Source organism: Comamonas sp. MYb69 (assembly GCF_037479315.1).
GTDB lineage: Bacteria > Pseudomonadota > Gammaproteobacteria > Burkholderiales > Burkholderiaceae_C > Comamonas.
Genome location: NZ_JBBGZG010000017.1, coordinates 37,454 through 54,162, shown reverse-complemented (window position 1 = coordinate 54,162; position 16,709 = coordinate 37,454). Strand labels below are relative to the sequence as shown.

Below are 16,709 nucleotides of genomic sequence, written 5' to 3'. Positions count from 1 at the left end.
CACCAAAATTCCTTATCGACACAAAACAATGGCGCTCATCGGCGCCTGGGCTTGCATAGGTGGGGGGTGGGCAGCCGTTTGCAAGCTGCTTGAGAGGCTAGACTGCAGTGTGCGCCCCCGCCCATTTGAACCACGAAAGCTTATTGTGCCTTTAAACCAAAGCCCGCGAAGCGGGCCCCGACAGCGCTGCGCCATCGCAGCAGGCCAGGCCTTGCCGGCGCGTTTTCGGCGCCAGCGGGTGTTGATCGTGGGTTGTGGCGATGTCGGCCAGCGGCTGCTGCGGCTGTGGCAGCGCCCGGGCCAGGATGCACGGGCGGCACGCGGCCCGCTGGTGCGGGCGCTCAGCTCATCGCCGCAGCGCTTTGAGAGTCTGCGTGCCTTGGGCGCTACCCCTTTGCTGGGCAACCTCGATGACCCGCGCAGCCTGCGCCGACTGGCGGGCCTGGCCCAGCGCGTGGTGCATCTGGCGCCACCTGCCCAGCCCGCTGCGGGAACGCCACCCGCGTTAGCTTCGCGCGATCTGCGCACGCGCCACCTGCTGCAAGCGCTGGTGGGCCGCGCGGGCTTGGCGCCGCAGCTGGTCTATGGCTCCACCAGTGGTGTCTATGGCAACTGGAACGGGGCCTGGGTGACAGAGACCCATCCGCTGCGCGCCAGCACCGCCCGGGCCCTGCGCCGGGTCGATGCCGAGCGCCAGCTGCGTGCATGGGCGTTGCGCTTTGGGGCCAGTGGCGCTGCGGTGCATGTGCTGCGCATTCCCGGCATCTATGCCGGCGACCGCGAGGGCGGCACCCCGCTGGGGCGGCTGCAGCGCGGCACGCCGCTGCTGCGGCGCGAGGACGATGTCTACACCAGCCATATCCACGCCGATGACCTGGCGCGTGCCGTGGAGCGGGCGCTGTGGCGGGGCCGGCCCCAGCGCATCACCAATGTGGCCGATGACTCAGCGATGCCGATGGGCGATTATTTTGACCTGGCTGCTGATCTGTGGCGCCTGCCGCATCCCGCGCGCATCAGCCTGGCCGAGGCCGAGCAGCAGCTGAGCCCCACCTTGTTGAGCTTTATGCGCGAGTCGCGGCGCCTGAGCAATAGCCGCATGCGGCATGAGTTGGGTGTGGTGCTGCGCTACCAGACCGTGCACCACGGCTTGCAGGCGGCGGTGTATCTGTTGGGGCCTGGCGCAGCTCAAGGCCCAGACGCCTGAACACAGGCAGAATGCGGGCGCTTTTGCGGCCGCTACCAGAGGGCAGCTAGCAGGGCGCCGTGCCGCCTTGGCTGCGGCAGCTGCGCGGGTTGGCGCTGGGACTGGGGGGCCGCACGGTCTCTCCAATCTGGCCCCGGGGGTGTGAGTAGCCCTGGGCATCCACGCACTTGAACACATCGCAGCGGGTGATGCTGGGTGCCGGGGCTGGAGGCGTCACCACCGGAGGGCGGGGCGGCGGGCGGCCATAGGGGTAGCGGTCCCAGTAGGGATCGGCGGGCAGCACGGCGCTGGGCGCGGGGCGGCTCGCTTCAAGCCGGCTGTAGGCCTCGGGGCCCAGGCAGTCAAGCTCCATCTGGCGCTTGGCCGCATCGAGCTGCGCACTGCTGCCCATGGCCTTGTCAGCCGCTGCGTCGGAGGCAGCGCTGTAGCGCTCCCGCGATTGCTGGCAGGCGGCGGACTGTGCGGGGTTGCTGCGCGAAGGGCGGTTGGCAGCCCGTTGCGCCAAATCCTCGGCACGTTCATCGGCCTGCAGTCTGCGCTGGGCCAGCTCCTGCTCGCGCCGCTCGGCCTTGGCCTGCAGCGCCTCCTGCTCGCGGGCGCGGTCCTGGGCCAGTTCCTCGTCGGTTTTGCGCCGCTCGATCTCGGTCGCGCTGGCACCGCTGGCGCAGGCGCCATCGGTATAGGTCACCTTGCCGCTGCCCGGGTCCACGCAGCGGGTGACCTGGGCCTGCGCCATGGGCGCCGACAGTGCGCAAGCGCAGCACAAGCCCAGCCACGCAGCATAGCGAAGGCTGGGCAGATGGGAGCGTGGCATGGCGCGCATGGTTGGGGCTGCTGGGGTGGCGTGATCTAGGCTTTAGCGCTGCTGGAACTGTCCGCCAAAGCGGCCGCCATTGGGGCGCGAGGCAGGGGCCGCAGGGCGGGGGCCCGAGTTGTAGGGCCGGCCAAAGTTCGAGCCGGTGCCGGGTGCGAGCTGCTGTGGGCGCGATGGTGGTGGACGGCTGCTGCCGCCGTGACCTGGGCGGTCATAGCCACCGCCGGGGCGGTAGTAGCCGCCACCCGGGCGGTAATAGGGCCGGCCACCGCCATACACATAGGTTGGCGAGCTTTGGATCACCAAAGAGCTGCTGCCGTAGTAGGGGTAGCTGTTGTAGCCATAGCCGTAACCCCCATAGCCGTAGGTGGGGGTGGAATAGGTCGAATAGGCATCGCCGTAGTACACGCCGTCTGCGGGTGCGACCACGCAGCCGCCCAAGAGCAGGGCGCTGGCCGCGGCGATGGCCATCGTGCCGAGACGAATGGTACGCATGGTGAAAACTCCTTGTTGGATGGGCCCCTGCGCTCAGCACACGGGCCGGTCAGCGGTATCAGCGGCAGGGGCGGCTGGGGGTCAGCACATTGTCGCTGCCCGCTGCATTCTGGCGTGCCGCCGCAGCGCATTCCTGCTGGTGGCGGCTCTCGCCAAAGCGGTTGCGGTCGCGCTCGCGGTTTTGGCGTTCACGGTCTTGTGCCTGGCGCTCCAGCGCGCGGCGGCGGTCTTCGTCACGGGCCCGCTGGTCGCGGTCGCGCTCACGGGCCTGGCGGTCACGGTCCCGGTCGCGCTCGCGTTCACGCGCTTCACGTTCGCGGGCCGCACGGTCGCGGTCACGTTCACGGTCGCGGTAGTAGCGGTCGTCGTTGTAGCGGTCCTGCACATAAATGGTTTGCGAGGGCTGCTGGTAACCATAGCCGTAACTGCCGCCATAGCTGCCATAGCCTGCATCGCTGTAGTAGCCGTCGCTGCCGGTGGCAACGCAGCCCGTGGTGGCCAGTGCGCCGAGCGCGATGGCAGCAATGCTGAGCAAGTGACGATGGTTCATATTCGAGCCTTTCTGGTTGTGTGGTGGCTTGGACGGGCTTTGGCGCCACAGGTCCAGCAATCGCGATTCCCAATGCTAACCGTTACACCCTCAAAACCGCAGACATGGGCCCATGTATGTAAAGACGTTTTTGCGGCCTTGGGGGTTGACGGCGGCATCACAGTCATGCTTTGTTTTTCCAATCTTTACAGAGCCGGTGGCGTGGCATGCAAAAGACAGTCGGTGGCAGGCCAGGCCTCTCTTTATCGGTGTCGGTACCGAAAAATTCGGTCCATGGCGGGTATCGGCGCTTCATTTGATGCAATGCAGCAATTGCAGGAATGCGTTGCATGCTGGCGCTTATATGCGATTTCAAACCCACTGTGTCGCTATTTTTACAGGACTTGTCCTAATACCGTCGTAGGCCGAGCTAGATAAAAAATCTCACTCACGCTATCGAGTTCGATGATGTACCGGATGTGCTTCCCCCATTACAAGTGGGCGGGGCGGCACATGCCGGTACCGGTGGCGCTTAACAGACGCTTTTGATGGAGTACGACGCAATGGATAAAAGTATCAAGGCTGCAGTGGCCATGGTGGTGGCCGGTATGGCCGTGGCTGCAAGCGCGCAAGAGGTGGTGAAGATCGGTACGATGAGCCCGCTGTCCGGTCCTCAGGCGCACTATGGCAAGGACAACGTCACGGGCGTGCGCTTTGCGGTGGAAGACCTCAACACCCAGGGTGTGACCATCGGTGGCAAGAAGATTAAGTTCGAAGTGGTGGCTGAAGACGATGCGGCGGACCCCAAGCAAGGCACGGCCGCTGCGCAAAAGCTCTGCGATGACAAGGTGGCTGCAGTCGCCGGTATCCTGAACTCGGGCGTGGCCATTCCCTCGTCCAAGATCTTCAACGACTGCGGTGTGCCCTTCATCACCGGCGCGGCCACCAACCCTGAGCTGACCCGCCCTGGCTACCCCGGCGTCTTCCGCATCATCGCCAACGACAACGCGCTGGGCGCTGCGCTGGCGGGCTATGCGGCCGATACGCTGAAGCTCAAGAACGTGGCCGTGATCGACGACCGCACCGCCTACGGCCAGGGCCTGGCCAATGTGTTCAAGAAGGACGCGGGCGCCAAGGGCGTGAACATCGTGGCCTCCGAGTTCACCAATGACAAGGCCACCGACTTCATGGCCATCCTGACCTCTATCAAGGCCAAGAAGCCCGATGCGATCTTCTACGGCGGCATGGATGCGCAAGCCGGCCCCATGCTGCGCCAGATGGTGCAGCTGGGCATGACCAATGTGAAGTTCTTCGGCGGCGATGGCATCTGCACGGCCGAGCTGGCCAAGCTGGCCACCGGCACCAAGACCTTGGGCAATGTGGTCTGCGCCGACGGCGGTGCATCGCTGGCCAAGATGCCTGGCGGCACCGAATGGAAGAAGCGCTACGACGCCAAGAACCCTGGCGTGTTCCAGGTCTACAGCCCTTACTTCTATGACGCGACCATGCTGATCGTCGACGCGATGAAGCGTGCCGATTCCACCGATCCCAAGAAGTACCTGCCCGAGTTGCGCAAGTCCGAGTACAGCGGCGTGACCGCGAAGATTGCCTTCCAGGAAAACGGCGAGCTGAAGGTGCCTCTGTACACGCTGAGCCACTACATCGACGGCAAGAAGACGCCTATCGGCGAGTAAGCTGCCGCTGGTGCTGGGCACCTGCAAGGGTGCCAATCCCTAGCCCCCAAGCCCCCAAGCCCGCCTAGGCGGGCTTTTTGCTGTGCCTCGCTTCATGCGCCAGCAGCCACTGCTTGCGCGCCAGGCCGCCTGCGTAGCCGGTGAGCGAGGCATCGCTGCCGATGACCCGGTGGCAGGGCAGCACGATGCTGATGGGGTTGGCACCATTGGCCATGCCCAGTGCCCGCACTGCGGCCGGCCGCCCGATCTGCGCGGCCAGGCTGGCATAGCTGCGCGTGCTGCCCGCGGGGATGGCGCGCAATGCCGTCCAGACCTGGCGCTGAAAATCGGTGCCGCCCAGGGCCAGTTCCAGGCTATCTGGCGCCTGCAGCTCGCCATCAAAATACGCGGCCAGGGCATCTGCCACCGGCGCTGGCCGGACCGCGCTGCTGTGCATCTTCACATCGTTGCGCGGGTACTGGCGGTGCATCAGCAGGGCCATGCGCGCCTCATAGCCCTGCCAGTCCAGCGCCCGCAGGCGCTGCTGCTCGTCGCAGAGCAGCAGGATGGGGCCTTGCGGGCTGGGGATGTGGGAGAGCACGAAGTTCAGCGGGGCCATGGTGGATGGACTGGGGTGCGTTGATATCGCAGTGTAGAGCGCTGGCGCCTTAGTGAAGGCGGGCAGGCTAAAGCGGTAAAACTAGACGCATAACAAGTTACCTGCGCATCAAAAACCTGGGTGACGGTGTTTGTATCCCAGCCCCTCTACAATCGGCCGGCGAGCTGCAGCAGGCTGGGTCCCTTCAGGGCCTTGCCGGCAGCGGCTCAGCGTTATTCTCAGGGCGGGGTGCAATTCCCCACCGGCGGTATCTGGCTTTGAGGAGCCAGGAGCCCGCGAGCGCTTGCAAGGCCCACGGCCGCGCAAGGTCAGCAGATCTGGTGCGATGCCAGAGCCGACGGTCACAGTCCGGATGAAAGAGAATCGCGCAAAGCTTTTAGCTGCCCTGCGCCGGTGCGCGCAGTGCTGCCATGGGCTTGCGCGCGCCCTGATTCAGGTCATTGAAGGACAGCAAAACCATGAATCAGCATTCCAGTATTTCTTACTCCATCAACAAGGCCGCACGCCTGGCGATTGTCAGCGCGCAATGGCATTCGGACATCGTGCACCAGGCGCGCGATGCCGCCCTCGCCGAGCTGGCCCAGCAAGGCTGGCGCGCCGACCAGATCGACCTCTACGATGTGCCCGGCGCCTTCGAGATCCCGCTGCTGCTCAAGCGCCTGGCCCAAAGCGGCCAGTACGCTGGTCTGATGGCCTGCGGTCTGGTGGTCAACGGCGGCATCTACCGCCATGAGTTTGTGACCACGGCCGTGATCGATGGCCTGATGCGGGTGCAGCTGGACACCGGCGTGCCGGTGTTCTCGGCCGTGCTGACGCCGCGCGACTTCCATGACTCGCAAGAGCACCATGAGTTCTTCCACCAGCATTTCGTGAAGAAGGGCGCCGAGCTGGCCCGCGCCTGCGCCACCACCGTGCAGCTGCACCGCAAGCTCGAAGAGCAGCAATTGCAGCAGCTGCAACCGCAAACCTTGGCGGCCTGACCGCCTCCAACAGCGTGAACTAAAGGGTTTTCCCTGGCCATCATGGGCAGGTAACTGTTTTTTGGCACACTGGCGGGCCGCTCTCCGTTTTGGAGTTGCGGCTTTTTTTATTGCAATGACCGATTCCGCACCTTTGACCCGCCGCCAGGCCTGGCTCGGCGTGATCGCCCTGGCCATGGGCGCCTTTGTTTTCAACACCACCGAGTTTGTGCCAGTGGGCCTGCTCAGCGACATTGGTGGCAGCTTTGGCATGGGCACCGAGCAGGTGGGCCTGATGCTGACCATCTATGCCTGGATCGTTGCGCTCACCTCGCTGCCCTGCATGCTGATGACCAAGAACATCGAGCGGCGCAAGCTGCTGATGGGGGTGTTTGCGCTCTTCATCCTGAGCCATGGCCTGTCGGCCATCGCCTGGAACTACGCCACCTTGCTGATCAGCCGCATGGGCATTGCGCTGGCGCATGCGGTGTTCTGGTCGATCACCGCATCCTTGGCGGTGCGCATTGCGCCGCAGGACAAGCGCCCGCAGGCACTGGGCCTGCTGGCCACCGGCACCACCTTGGCGATGGTGCTGGGCGTGCCTTTGGGCCGCATGGTGGGCGAGGCGCTGGGCTGGCGCACGACCTTCGGCATCATCGGCGTGCTGGCGCTGGCCGTCATGCTGGTCTTGTGGCGCATGCTGCCCCTGCTGCCCAGCGAGAATGCCGGTTCGCTGCGCAGCATTCCGGTGCTGTTCAAGCGCCCGGCGCTGTCGGCCACCTATGCCTTGCTGATCCTGATGGTGACGGCCCAGTTCACCGTCTATAGCTATATCGAGCCACTGATCCAACGCGAGGCGGGACTCAACAACCAGGTCACCACCTGGGTGCTGCTACTGTACGGCGGCATGGGCATTGTCGGCAGCATCTTGTTCAGCAGCTTTGGCATGCGCTGGCCGCGCGGCTTTTTGCTCTCTGCGATGGCCGTGCTGACGGCCTGCCTGTGGCTCTTGCTGCCCAGCACGCGCTGGCCGCCTGTGCTCTACCTGGTCTGCGCCGTGTGGGGTGTCGTCATGCTGTGCATGGTGCTACCGCTGCAGGCCAAGGTGCTGCGCCTGGCCTCGGATGCCACCGATGTCGGCATGTCGCTGTTCTCGGGCATCTTCAATATCGGCATTGGCGCGGGCGCCTTGCTGGGCAGCCAGGTGGGTATGCATGCCGGTCTGCACTACCTGGGCCCCGTGGGCGGCAGCATTGCCGTGCTGGGCGTGCTGTGGTGTGCCTATGCGGGCTGGAAGTGGCGCAGCAGCTTTGCCCCCGCAGGCGCCGAGGCGCGCATTGTGCCGCACTGAGCGGCAAGCTAGCGCCAGCAAGTCAGCGCCTTCACCTGCCCGGCACCGCCTCTGTGCCGGGCATTTTTTTGCCTATCGGCGCAGGTAGATCCAGGCATCCAGCGCCAGCAGTGCCAACAGGCTGCAGCCCAGCACCGGCAGCAGCCAACCCAAGGTGGCGGCAGCCAGCAACAGGGCCAGCGCTGCCGTACGCGGCAACTGGCGCCATTGGTGGACCAAGGTCAGCTGGCCATGCAGCCACTCGCGGCTGCGGCCCGGACGCTTGCGCCATTGCAGCCAGCCGGTCACTGCCATTGCGACAATGCCGGCGCCCAGCAGCACCAGCACCGCCTGGTTCAGCACACCCCAGCTGCCCATGTGCAGGTCAATGCCCCAGCGCGTCAGCTTGGAGGCCAACGGGTAGTCGCTAAAGCGGTTGTGGTGCAGCACCTTGCCGGCGGTCAGGTCAATGGCCAGCGCATCGACTTCGGTGGGCCAGGATCGGTTGATCTCGGTCACCGTCCAGGCCTTGTTGGCGGCTGCCGGCGGCCGGATCTCCAGCTTGGCCGATGCCAGGCCATGCTGGCGGGCGAGTGCCAAGGCGGTGTCAAAGTCTTCGGGCATAGGCAGCCTATCGGCAGGCGCCATCGGGGCGGCCTGGTGCGCTGCATGGTCTGCATGCGGGTCGGCCGGCGGATGGTGGGCATGGGCACTGCTGGCGTCCGTGCCCAGGCTGGTGTTCAGGCGCGGCGTTTGCCAGCCCATTTGCTGCAGTGCCTGGCCAAAATGGCCACCAGCCCAGCGTGACCAGGTCAGGCCCGTCGCCGACAGAAACAGCAGACCGACCAGCAGCCCCAGGCCCAGCCCATGGTGCCAACGCCGCAGCAGCGGCAGCGAGGCCCTGGCGCCAGCGCGCTGCGGGCGCGAAAGCCACCACAGTGCTACACCGCCCAGCGCAGCCACCCACAGCCAGGATGCCGCCAGCTCGCTGTAGGTGCGGCCCCATTCGCCCATCAGCAACTGGCGGTGCAACAAATCGAGCTGCTTGCGCAGCGGCAGCACGCCGCTGGTGCCATAGACCGTCAGGTCGCCTTGCAGCGCCAGGGTATAGGGATTGACAAAGAGGCTGCGGTACTCGGAGGGGCCCAGCTCCGCATCGGCCACCATCACGCGGGTGCTGCTACGCGCATCGGGCGCTGGGCGCACAGCAACCACGGCTGCCGGAGTGGGCAAGGCCTGCAAAGCCGCTTGCACCTGGGCCGACAGCGGCTGCGCCTGGGCGCCAGGTGCCGGCGCGGCCTGCAGTGCGCTGCGGTAGAGCTGGTTTTCCAGCTGGGGCGTCAGCGCATACAGCAAGCCGGTAGCAGCAGCGACCACGATGAAGGGCGCGACCAGCAGGCCGATATACAGATGCAGTCTGCGGATCAGCAGCTGCCAGGTTTTGCGGGAGGAGGGAGACATCCAGGATCGTGGTTAGCGCATTGCGCGGCGCAGCGCAGCACTGCTCCAGTCCACCGCCATGCTCAAAAGCAGCATGGCGATGATGACAGTGCTGGCCTGCGCGTAGTGGAACAGCGAGAGTTCGAAGTACAGCAGCTGGCCCAGGCCGCCAGCGCCGACAAAGCCAAGGATGGCCGCCATGCGGATGTTCATTTCCCAGCGGTACAGGGTGTAGGCCAGCAGCTGCGGCGCGGCCGCTGGCAGCGTGCCATAGCAAAAGGCCAGCAGGCGGCTGCTGCCGGCCAGGCGCAGCGCCCGGGCGGGGGCTGCAGGTGTGTTCTGCAAGGCCTCGGCATAGAGCCGGCCCAGCACCCCGGCCGTGTGCAAGGCCAGCGCCAGGGCGCCAGCAAACGGGCCCAGGCCCACGGCCAGCACGGTGATTGTCGCCCAGACCAGCTCGGGCACCGAGCGCAGCAGGTTGAGCAGCGCGTTCCAGGGCGCGCGCCAGCGCGGCAAGGCCAGCAGCAGCCCGGCCATCGCCGCCAGCAGGCTGCCGATGACGGAGATCGCCAAGGTCTCCCACACGCCCTGGGCCACCTTGCGCAGCCAGGCGGCGCTCAGGTCGGGCGAGAAAAAGCCGGCCACAAAGCTGCCCATCGACTGCACAGCATCGCGGCTGAAGAGCGCGGACCAGTCGATGTTAAGCAAGCCGAAGCTCGCCCACAGACCAGCAGCGCCGAGCAGCAGCAGCGCCGCACTGCGCCAGCCAAAGGGCAGCGCGCGGGCTGCTGGCGGCGTATCGAGCGCGCGGCGCAGCCACCAGGACAGCAGATCGGCCAGCGCCACCAGCAGCATAAAGGCCAGCAAGATGCTGGCGACTTCGCCGCCGTTGAGCATCTTCATCGCCTGGTCCATCAGCTGGCCCAGGCCGCCGGCGCCGACAAAGCCCATGACCACCGACGCGCGGATTGCGCATTCCCAGCGGTAGACGGTGTACGAGGTGAGCTCGCGCGCCGCTTGCGGCAGCGCGCCATAAAGCAGCGCCTGCAAGCGGCCTGCGCCGCTCACGCGCAGCGCACGGGCCGGGGCCGGGTCGGTGGATTCCAGAATTTCGGCATAAACCTTGGCCAGCATGCCGCCATAGGTCAGGCCCAGGGCCAGCACGCCAGCGGCGGGGCCCAGGCCAAACACCCGCACAAACACCAGCGCCCAGACCAGCTCGGGCACGCCGCGCAAAATGGTCAATACACCCCGGGTGATGGGGTTGAGGCTGACTTTCTCTCTTGCAGCGCCGCTCGCCAGGTACGACAGCGGCAGCGCCAAAACCAGCGCCAGCGCCATGCCGGCGGTGGCAATCGCCAAGGTCTCCAGGCTGGCCTGGCCCAGGTAGGCCAGAAACTCCGGGCTGCTCTCGGGCGGCAGAAACTGGGCCAGAAAACCACCAACCACTTTGAGGTTGTTGCTGTCAAAAAATGGCGCCAACGAGAAGCCCGAGGTCTGCAGCATCGGCCACAGCACCAGCAACACCAGCAGCAGCGCGATAAAGCGCCCACGCGCTGCCGGATCGCGGCGGTGCGTGTGGGTGGCAGCAGCGGGCATCAGCGGCATGTGATCACTTCAGCTGCCGGGGCGGGCACCAGCTGCGGCGCGGCGCTTCCCATGCTGCCCAGCGTAGGTAAGGCAGCAGCACTGCCATCGGCATGGGCGTACAAAGCCTGGAGCTGCGCCTGGCTCACCTGCGCGGCGGGCAGGTCAAAGGCAATCCGGCCATCGCGGATGCCGACTATGCGTGCAAAGCAGCCCAGCGCCAGGTCCACCGCATGCAGGCTGGCCACCAAGGTGGCCTGGCGCGCGGCGGCTTCTTGCACCAGCAGCTGCACGGTGGCCAGCGACAGCGCAGGGTCGAGCGCCGAGACCGGCTCATCGGCCAGAATCAGCCGGGCCTGCTGGTAGAGCACCCGGGCAATGCCCACGCGCTGCAGTTGGCCGCCCGAGAGCTGGTCGCAGCGCGCAAAGAGCTTGTCCTCCAGCTGCACACGGGCCAGCGCTTCGCGGGCGCCTGCAATATCTTGCGGGTAGGCCAGCGATGCCAGCGCCTTCCACAGCGGCCACTGGCCCAGGCGGCCGGCGAGCACGGCGGTGACCACGCGCTGGCGCAGCGCAATTGGCGCGCATTGGTGCACGGTGCCAATGAGGCTGCGCAGCGCCTTGAGCTGGCGCGCCGTGGGGCTGGCAGGCGCGCTGGGCAAGGCCTGGCCCAGCACCTGCATGCGGCCGCTGCTGGGCAGGTGGGCCGTGCCGATCACCGTCAAGAGCGAGGTCTTGCCCGCGCCGGAAGGGCCGATCAGCGCAATGCTCTCGCCCTGCGCGGCAGACAGGCCGATGCCCGAGAGCGCGACAAAACCGTTGGTGTGGGTCAGGCCCACATCGTCAAGCACAAAGCTCATGGATCAAATGCTGGAAAAACGCCGCAGAGGCGGCATGGGCACTGCACCAGCGCCCATGCCAGGCGGTCACTTACTTGAGCAGACCGGCGGACTTGGCGGCCGCCTCGGTGCCGGCATAGTTCTCGGGCTTGGTCGGGATGAACTTGGAGGCGCGCTGCAGATCCATGATCGCCTTGTGCTCGGGCTTGGCCGGGTCCAGCGCCAGGAAGGCATCGGTCAGCTTCTTGGTAATGGCCGGGTCCAGGTCGCCGCGCACGGTCCAGTTGTAGTCAAAGTAGGTGGGAGTGGTAGCAAACACGCGCACCTTGCTGGTGTCGACCTTCTTGGTCTCGACCAGCTTGTCCCATACCGATGTATTGAGCACACCAGCTTCTGCCTTGCCGGCCGCCACAAAGGCCACGGTGGCATCATGCGCGCCCGAGTAGGCCACGGTCTTGAAATCCTTTTCCGGGTTCAGGCCGTCTTGCAGCAGAAAGTAGCGTGGCATCAGGCTGCCCGAGGTGGACGAGGGCGCGCCAAACGCAAAGGTCTTGCCCTTCAAGTCAGCCAGCGTCTGGATGCTGGGGTCGGCGGTGATGAACTTGCTGGTGAAGACCGCGTCTTCGGCGCGCTGCACGATCGGGATCGCCGTGCCATTGGTGCGGATCTTTGCCTGCACATAGGTAAAGCCACCCAGCCAGGCCAGGTCCAGCTTCTTGGTGGCCAGGGATTCGACCACGGCCGCATAGTCGGATACCGGCGTGAACACCACCTGCATGCCCGTGGCCTGCGACAGGTACTCGCCCAGCGGCTTGAACTTGCGCTGCAGCTCTGTCGGCGCCTCGTCGGGGATGGCCGATACGCGTAGCACCGCAGGGGTGTCTGCATGGGCGCTGAAACTTGCCAGGCTGGAGAGGGTCAGCGCGGCCAGCGACAGGCCACGCAGCGCCGAGCGGCGAGCGGTAGAGTGGGTCATAGAGCTTCCGTTCGTTAAGCCACCGCCGTCCGGATACACGGCGGTTTAATAGGCCGCGCGGGTTGCACGCAGCGATAAGGACCAAGGCAGTACACCGACCACCAAAGCGGATTCTTGCTTATTTGGCAAAACCACCGCTGCTCCTCACGTTCTTTTTTGGCCACAGCGGCATGCAAGCCCTCCCTGGTGCCAGCCATTGCCGGTCAAAGCTGCGCTGGTGCAGCGCTCGGGGGTCAGGACAGCGCCAGCGGCGCAAAGTGGGCCTGCAGCGCGGCCAGCGCCAGCCGCACCCGCGCGGGCAGCGCCTGGCGCTCAGGGGTCAGCGCAGAGATGCGCAGGCTGCCGCAATCCCAGTCGGGCAGCAGGCGCAGCAGCTGGCCGCTGCGCACCTGGTCGGCCACTTCCAGCGAAAACAGCCGGGCGAGACCCAGCCCCTCGCTGCACAGCTGCTGCAGCGCGTACTGCTGGTTGCTGATGATGCGTGGCGTGGTGTGCAGCAGCACCCGCTCGCCGCTGTGGCGGTGCTGCAGCTGCATGCTGGCGCTGTTGTTGTTGGTGCCGATATTGCGCGCCATCCAGGGCCAGGCTTGCAGCGCCTGCGGGTTGCTCGGCCAAGGCCTGCCTTGCGCCAGCGCAGGGGCGGCGCATATCCACCAGGGCAGGGTGCCCAGCGTGCGCGCCACCCAGTGGGAGTCGGGCAGCTCGCCCAGGCGAATGGCGATATCCACCCGCTCTGCGACCAGGTCGCTGTGCGAATCGTCGAGCAGCAGCTGCAGGCGCAGCTGCGGATGGGCATGCAGCAACGGAGCCAGCGCCCGGCCCAGCGGTGCGGCCAGGCCCAGCACGGCGGCAATGCGCAGCTCGCCCACGGGTTCGTCGCGCTCGGCATCGAGCTCGGCGCGGGCCTGGCGCGCGGCCTGCAGCATCACTGCGCACTGCGCATAAAAGCGCTGCCCGGCGTCGGACAGGCTGAGCCTGCGCGTCGTGCGGTGCATCAGCGGCAGGCCCGCCTGGGCTTCCAGGTGGCGTACTTGCTGGCTGACGGCCGAGGCGCTCATGCCCAGCAGGCGCGCGGCCGCCGTCATCGAGCCTTGCTCGACCACGGTGGCAAAAATAGCCATGCGCTTGAGGTCATCCATCCGGCGATTATGAAGCACAGCTTCAAAGAATTGCTTCAAATAGATGGATTATCAAATCAGTTCCCCAGCCCTACAGTGGGGTCATGGCGTGGCGCAAAGGCTGCCCGCCGATGTTCATGCAAAGGAAATAGGATGAAAGTCACCCTGATTGGATCGACCGGTTTTGTAGGCGCAGCATTGCTTGATGAGTTGCTGCAACGCGGCCACGACGTGGTGGCCCTGGTGCGCGACCCCGCCAAGCTGGCGCCCCGCCCGCAGCTGCAAGTGCTGCAGGGCGATGTGATGGATGCGGCCGTGGTGCAAAAGGCCGCGACGGGCAGCGACGCGGTGCTGTCGGCCTACAACGCGGGCTGGACCAACCCGAATATTTACGAGGACTTCCTCAAGGGCTCACGCGCCATCGAGGCCGGCACCCGCGCAGCCGGTGTGGCCCGCTATCTGGTGGTGGGCGGTGCGGGCAGCCTGTATGTGAACGGCCAGCAGCTGGTGGATTCGCCCGAGTTCCCCGCTGCCATCAAGCCCGGCGCCAGTGCGGCCCGCGACATGTATACCGCGCTGCAAAAAGAAACCGCCTTGGACTGGACCCTGCTGAGCCCGCCGGTGGGTTTCCATGGCGGATCGGCTGCGCAAAGCCAGGGGCGCACGGGCCAATACCGCACCGGCAAGGATGAGCCGCTGTGGCAGGCCGATGGCAGCCCTGGCGATATCTCGGCAGCGGATTTGGCGGTGGCCCTGGTCGACGCGCTGGAGCAGCATCTGCACAGCAAGGCCCGTTTCACGGTCGCTTATTAAAAACGAGACGCAGACTTAGTCGGCCTGCGCCAGAAAAGCACGCACCCGGCCGAGCACCTGCTCGGCCATTTCGCGGTGCGGCACATGGTGGGCGCCGGCGATGATCTCGGTCTGGCCACCGGCACCGGCCTGGCGGGCAATGCGCTCGGGGTGCGCGGTGCTGCCGTATTCATCCAGCTCACCATGGATGGCGAGCAGGGAGCATTGCAGGCGAGGCAGCCAGGCGTCTACGCTCCAGTCGCTAAACGCGGGGCTGAGCCAGGTCTCTGTCCAGGCATCTACCACCCAGCGTGCCTTGCTGCCGTGGTACTTGGCCAGGCGCTCCAGCTGCGCAGCGTCCTGGAACAGCGCGCGGGCCTCGACAATGCCCGCCCGCGTGCGGTCTTCGACAAAGGCCTGGGCGGCGATGGTGACCAGCGCCGTGCAGGCCTGGCCCGCGCCAGCCGCAATGGCGATGCCCATGCCGCCGCCCACGCTGTGGCCCAGCAAGGCAAAGCGGTCCAGGCCCAGATGTTCGCGTACTACCGGAAAATAGATCTCCGCCTCTTCGCCGACAAACTGCGGTGACAGCGTGCCTGTGCGCGCATCGGACTGGCCAAAGCCCAGGCGGTCATAGGCGATCACCTGCCGGCCCGTGGCCTGGGCCAGTTGCGCCGGAAAATCGCGCCATAGCGCGACCGACCCCAGCGAGTCATGCATCAGCACCAGCGGCGCTTGGTGTGCGGTACGCGGGGTCCAGGTTTTGGCATACAGCCGGCCCTGCTGGGGCAGGCCGATCCAGTGTTCTTGGGCGATGGCGGCGGTGTCGGAGATGGCAGTCATGGTCTCGGCGGCGAGGGAGATGACCGCATCTTAGTGGCGCCGGCCGGTGTTTATCTGCCCGCCGGGGACACCACAAAGTTCATCTGCATCTGCGCACGTGCCGGGTCGGTCCAGCGGTAGGGCAGCTCGGCCTCCTGCACCTGCAGCATGGCATCGACCGGCCAGGCGGCCCACCACCAGGCATCGGGCGCCGGGTCCTCGGTGGAGATTTGCAGCCAGGGCAGGTGCTGGCGGCGCGCGCTTTCGGCGGCCTGCCAGGCGCAGTCCCTATGAAAGCCCGGCTCATCCGCATCGCAGACCACAATCTGGGCCTGGGGGAAGAGAATGCGCATCACGCCGCCGGTGGTGTGGTGCTCGGCCAGCACCATGCCCTGGCCTTGGTAGCCGGCCTGGCGCAAAGTGCTGGCGATCAGGTCCAGCTGCCAGTTGAGGCGGTCACCCTTGCCGCGCTTGGCATCGCGCAGCGGCGCCAGCAAGGCCAGCGACCACACCAGCACCAGCATGCCCAGGCAGGCCAGCAGATAGCGCTGGCGGCTTTTGTCCGATGCGGCAAGCGCCGGCCAGCGGGCCAGTATGTAGAGCGGAAAAACCAGCAGCAGCGGCTGGATCCAGCGGCCATCGAACTTGGCTGCGCCGGCCAGCGCCATCAGCGCAAGCGAGCCCGCTACCAGCGCCATATAGCGGCCCAGCAATGGCACCAGCCAGTCAGGTGTAGTGCTGTTATTTTCAGCGCCGCTGGTTGCAGCGGGCTGTTGCCAAAAGCGTCCACTGGTCATACGCGCCATCAGCAGCCAGGGCAGCACGGCCACGAGCAAGAAAGCCAGCAGATCGCGCAGGCCCTGGGCCAGACCGCTGAGGTAGGAGCTGGTCTCTGCCGGGTGCAGCTTGTCCAGCGTGGCGCCGCTGGCCGCTTGCCAATGCTCCAGCACCCACCAGGCATGCGGGGCCACCAGCGCGATGCTGATCAGCGGCGTGAGCCACCAGCCGCGCGAAAGCAGCGCACGGCGCGTGCTGCCCAAGCTCAGGCAGGCCAGCAGCATGGTGACGGCGACCAGCAGGTAGCTGTATTTGGAGAGCATGCCCCAGGCCACGGCCAGCCCCAGGTAGACAAAACCCAGCGGGCGCGGCTGGCGCAGTTGGCGCAACAGCAACCACCAGGTCGCGCAGATGGCGCAGGTCAGCATCACCGTATGGGTCTGGTCGCGCAGCAACTGCCAGGCAATGCCGGGCAGCCAGGCCATGCCGGCAGCGGCCAGCCAGGCCTGGCGCGCGGGCAGCACCTCGCGCGCGGCTAGTAGCATAAAGACAAAGCTCAGCGCAATCAGGCTGTTTTTGAGCAGCACCACGGCCGTGGGGGGGGGGGCCCGCCCCCCCCCCCACGCCCCATGGAGGCCCGGGTTTAGGGGGGGGGGGGGGGGCGGGGCCCCTTGCACCGGGTGGGGCCCGGCCCGCGGGGGGGGGTGGGGGCCGGGGCCCCCCGGGGGGGGGGGG

16 protein-coding genes and 1 riboswitch are annotated in these 16,709 nt (G+C 66.5%); of the genes, 5 read left to right on the top strand and 11 right to left on the bottom strand.

Annotated elements, in window-relative coordinates:
• The first annotated feature begins 211 nt into the window (after positions 1–211).
• Complete coding sequence (locus tag WH303_RS20500; protein WP_339520809.1) at positions 212–1,204, top strand: NAD-dependent epimerase/dehydratase family protein; 993 nt, start codon at positions 212–214, stop codon at positions 1,202–1,204.
• Between the two features lie 46 nt (positions 1,205–1,250).
• On the opposite strand, the gene WH303_RS20495 is transcribed toward WH303_RS20500, so the two are convergent.
• From WH303_RS20495 to WH303_RS20485, 3 genes are read right to left on the bottom strand one after another with little or no spacing between them, the layout of a single operon-like run.
• Positions 1,251–2,018 (bottom strand): DUF4124 domain-containing protein, encoded by a 768-nt coding sequence (locus WH303_RS20495; protein WP_339520807.1) that lies wholly within the window; start codon positions 2,016–2,018, stop codon positions 1,251–1,253.
• A gap of 42 nt (positions 2,019–2,060) precedes the next feature.
• Positions 2,061–2,513 (bottom strand): hypothetical protein, encoded by a 453-nt coding sequence (locus tag WH303_RS20490; protein ID WP_021027774.1) that lies wholly within the window; start codon positions 2,511–2,513, stop codon positions 2,061–2,063.
• A 58-nt stretch (positions 2,514–2,571) separates the two neighbouring features.
• Positions 2,572–3,063 carry a hypothetical protein gene (locus tag WH303_RS20485; RefSeq protein WP_339520804.1) on the bottom strand — a complete coding sequence of 164 codons (492 nt, stop codon included), beginning with the start codon at positions 3,061–3,063 and terminating at the stop codon, positions 2,572–2,574.
• Between the two features lie 542 nt (positions 3,064–3,605).
• Here WH303_RS20485 and WH303_RS20480 point away from each other — a divergent pair.
• Positions 3,606–4,736, top strand: a complete 1,131-nt coding sequence (locus WH303_RS20480) for a branched-chain amino acid ABC transporter substrate-binding protein (protein WP_339520802.1) — start codon at positions 3,606–3,608, stop codon at positions 4,734–4,736.
• Between the two features lie 64 nt (positions 4,737–4,800).
• Here WH303_RS20480 and WH303_RS20475 read toward each other — a convergent pair whose 3' ends face one another.
• A complete protein-coding gene (locus tag WH303_RS20475) occupies positions 4,801–5,334 on the bottom strand; it encodes a methylated-DNA--[protein]-cysteine S-methyltransferase (RefSeq protein WP_339520800.1) in 534 nt (177 codons plus the stop codon).
• Positions 5,335–5,544: 210 nt separating this feature from the next.
• A riboswitch (FMN riboswitch) is annotated at positions 5,545–5,702 on the top strand.
• 90 nt (positions 5,703–5,792) lie between these two features.
• Between WH303_RS20475 and WH303_RS20470 the strand changes: the two genes are divergently transcribed.
• Both WH303_RS20470 and WH303_RS20465 read left to right on the top strand, forming a co-directional pair.
• On the top strand, positions 5,793–6,314 hold the full coding sequence (locus WH303_RS20470; RefSeq protein WP_021027777.1) for a 6,7-dimethyl-8-ribityllumazine synthase: 522 nt from the start codon (positions 5,793–5,795) through the stop codon (positions 6,312–6,314).
• A gap of 115 nt (positions 6,315–6,429) precedes the next feature.
• On the top strand, positions 6,430–7,644 hold the full coding sequence (locus WH303_RS20465) for a sugar transporter (RefSeq protein WP_339520797.1): 1,215 nt from the start codon (positions 6,430–6,432) through the stop codon (positions 7,642–7,644).
• Positions 7,645–7,716: 72 nt separating this feature from the next.
• Here WH303_RS20465 and WH303_RS20460 read toward each other — a convergent pair whose 3' ends face one another.
• From WH303_RS20460 to WH303_RS20440, 5 genes are all read right to left on the bottom strand, one after another.
• Positions 7,717–9,084: a PepSY-associated TM helix domain-containing protein gene (locus WH303_RS20460; RefSeq protein WP_339520795.1), complete on the bottom strand. Its 1,368-nt coding sequence runs from the start codon at positions 9,082–9,084 to the stop codon at positions 7,717–7,719.
• A gap of 12 nt (positions 9,085–9,096) precedes the next feature.
• Positions 9,097–10,671, bottom strand: a complete 1,575-nt coding sequence (phnE, locus tag WH303_RS20455) for a phosphonate ABC transporter, permease protein PhnE (RefSeq protein ID WP_445228317.1) — start codon at positions 10,669–10,671, stop codon at positions 9,097–9,099.
• Entirely contained in the window at positions 10,662–11,510 is an 849-nt protein-coding gene (locus WH303_RS20450) for a phosphonate ABC transporter ATP-binding protein (RefSeq protein WP_339520791.1), read from the bottom strand. The genes phnE and WH303_RS20450 overlap by 10 nt, the downstream gene beginning before the upstream one ends.
• 70 nt (positions 11,511–11,580) lie before the next feature.
• Entirely contained in the window at positions 11,581–12,465 is an 885-nt protein-coding gene (locus tag WH303_RS20445) for a putative selenate ABC transporter substrate-binding protein (protein ID WP_339520789.1), read from the bottom strand.
• A gap of 233 nt (positions 12,466–12,698) precedes the next feature.
• Positions 12,699–13,604: a LysR family transcriptional regulator gene (locus WH303_RS20440; RefSeq protein WP_339520787.1), complete on the bottom strand. Its 906-nt coding sequence runs from the start codon at positions 13,602–13,604 to the stop codon at positions 12,699–12,701.
• Positions 13,605–13,736: 132 nt separating this feature from the next.
• Here WH303_RS20440 and WH303_RS20435 point away from each other — a divergent pair, with 132 nt between their 5' ends.
• Complete coding sequence (locus tag WH303_RS20435; protein ID WP_339520785.1) at positions 13,737–14,396, top strand: NAD(P)-dependent oxidoreductase; 660 nt, start codon at positions 13,737–13,739, stop codon at positions 14,394–14,396.
• 15 nt (positions 14,397–14,411) lie between these two features.
• Here WH303_RS20435 and WH303_RS20430 read toward each other — a convergent pair whose 3' ends face one another.
• Positions 14,412–15,218 (bottom strand): alpha/beta fold hydrolase, encoded by an 807-nt coding sequence (locus tag WH303_RS20430; protein WP_339520783.1) that lies wholly within the window; start codon positions 15,216–15,218, stop codon positions 14,412–14,414.
• 50 nt (positions 15,219–15,268) lie between these two features.
• The gene (locus WH303_RS20425) at positions 15,269–16,564 is read right to left on the bottom strand and encodes a glycosyltransferase family 39 protein (protein ID WP_339520781.1); all 1,296 of its coding nucleotides are present in this window, start codon (positions 16,562–16,564) and stop codon (positions 15,269–15,271) included.
• Positions 16,565–16,709 lie beyond the last annotated feature (145 nt).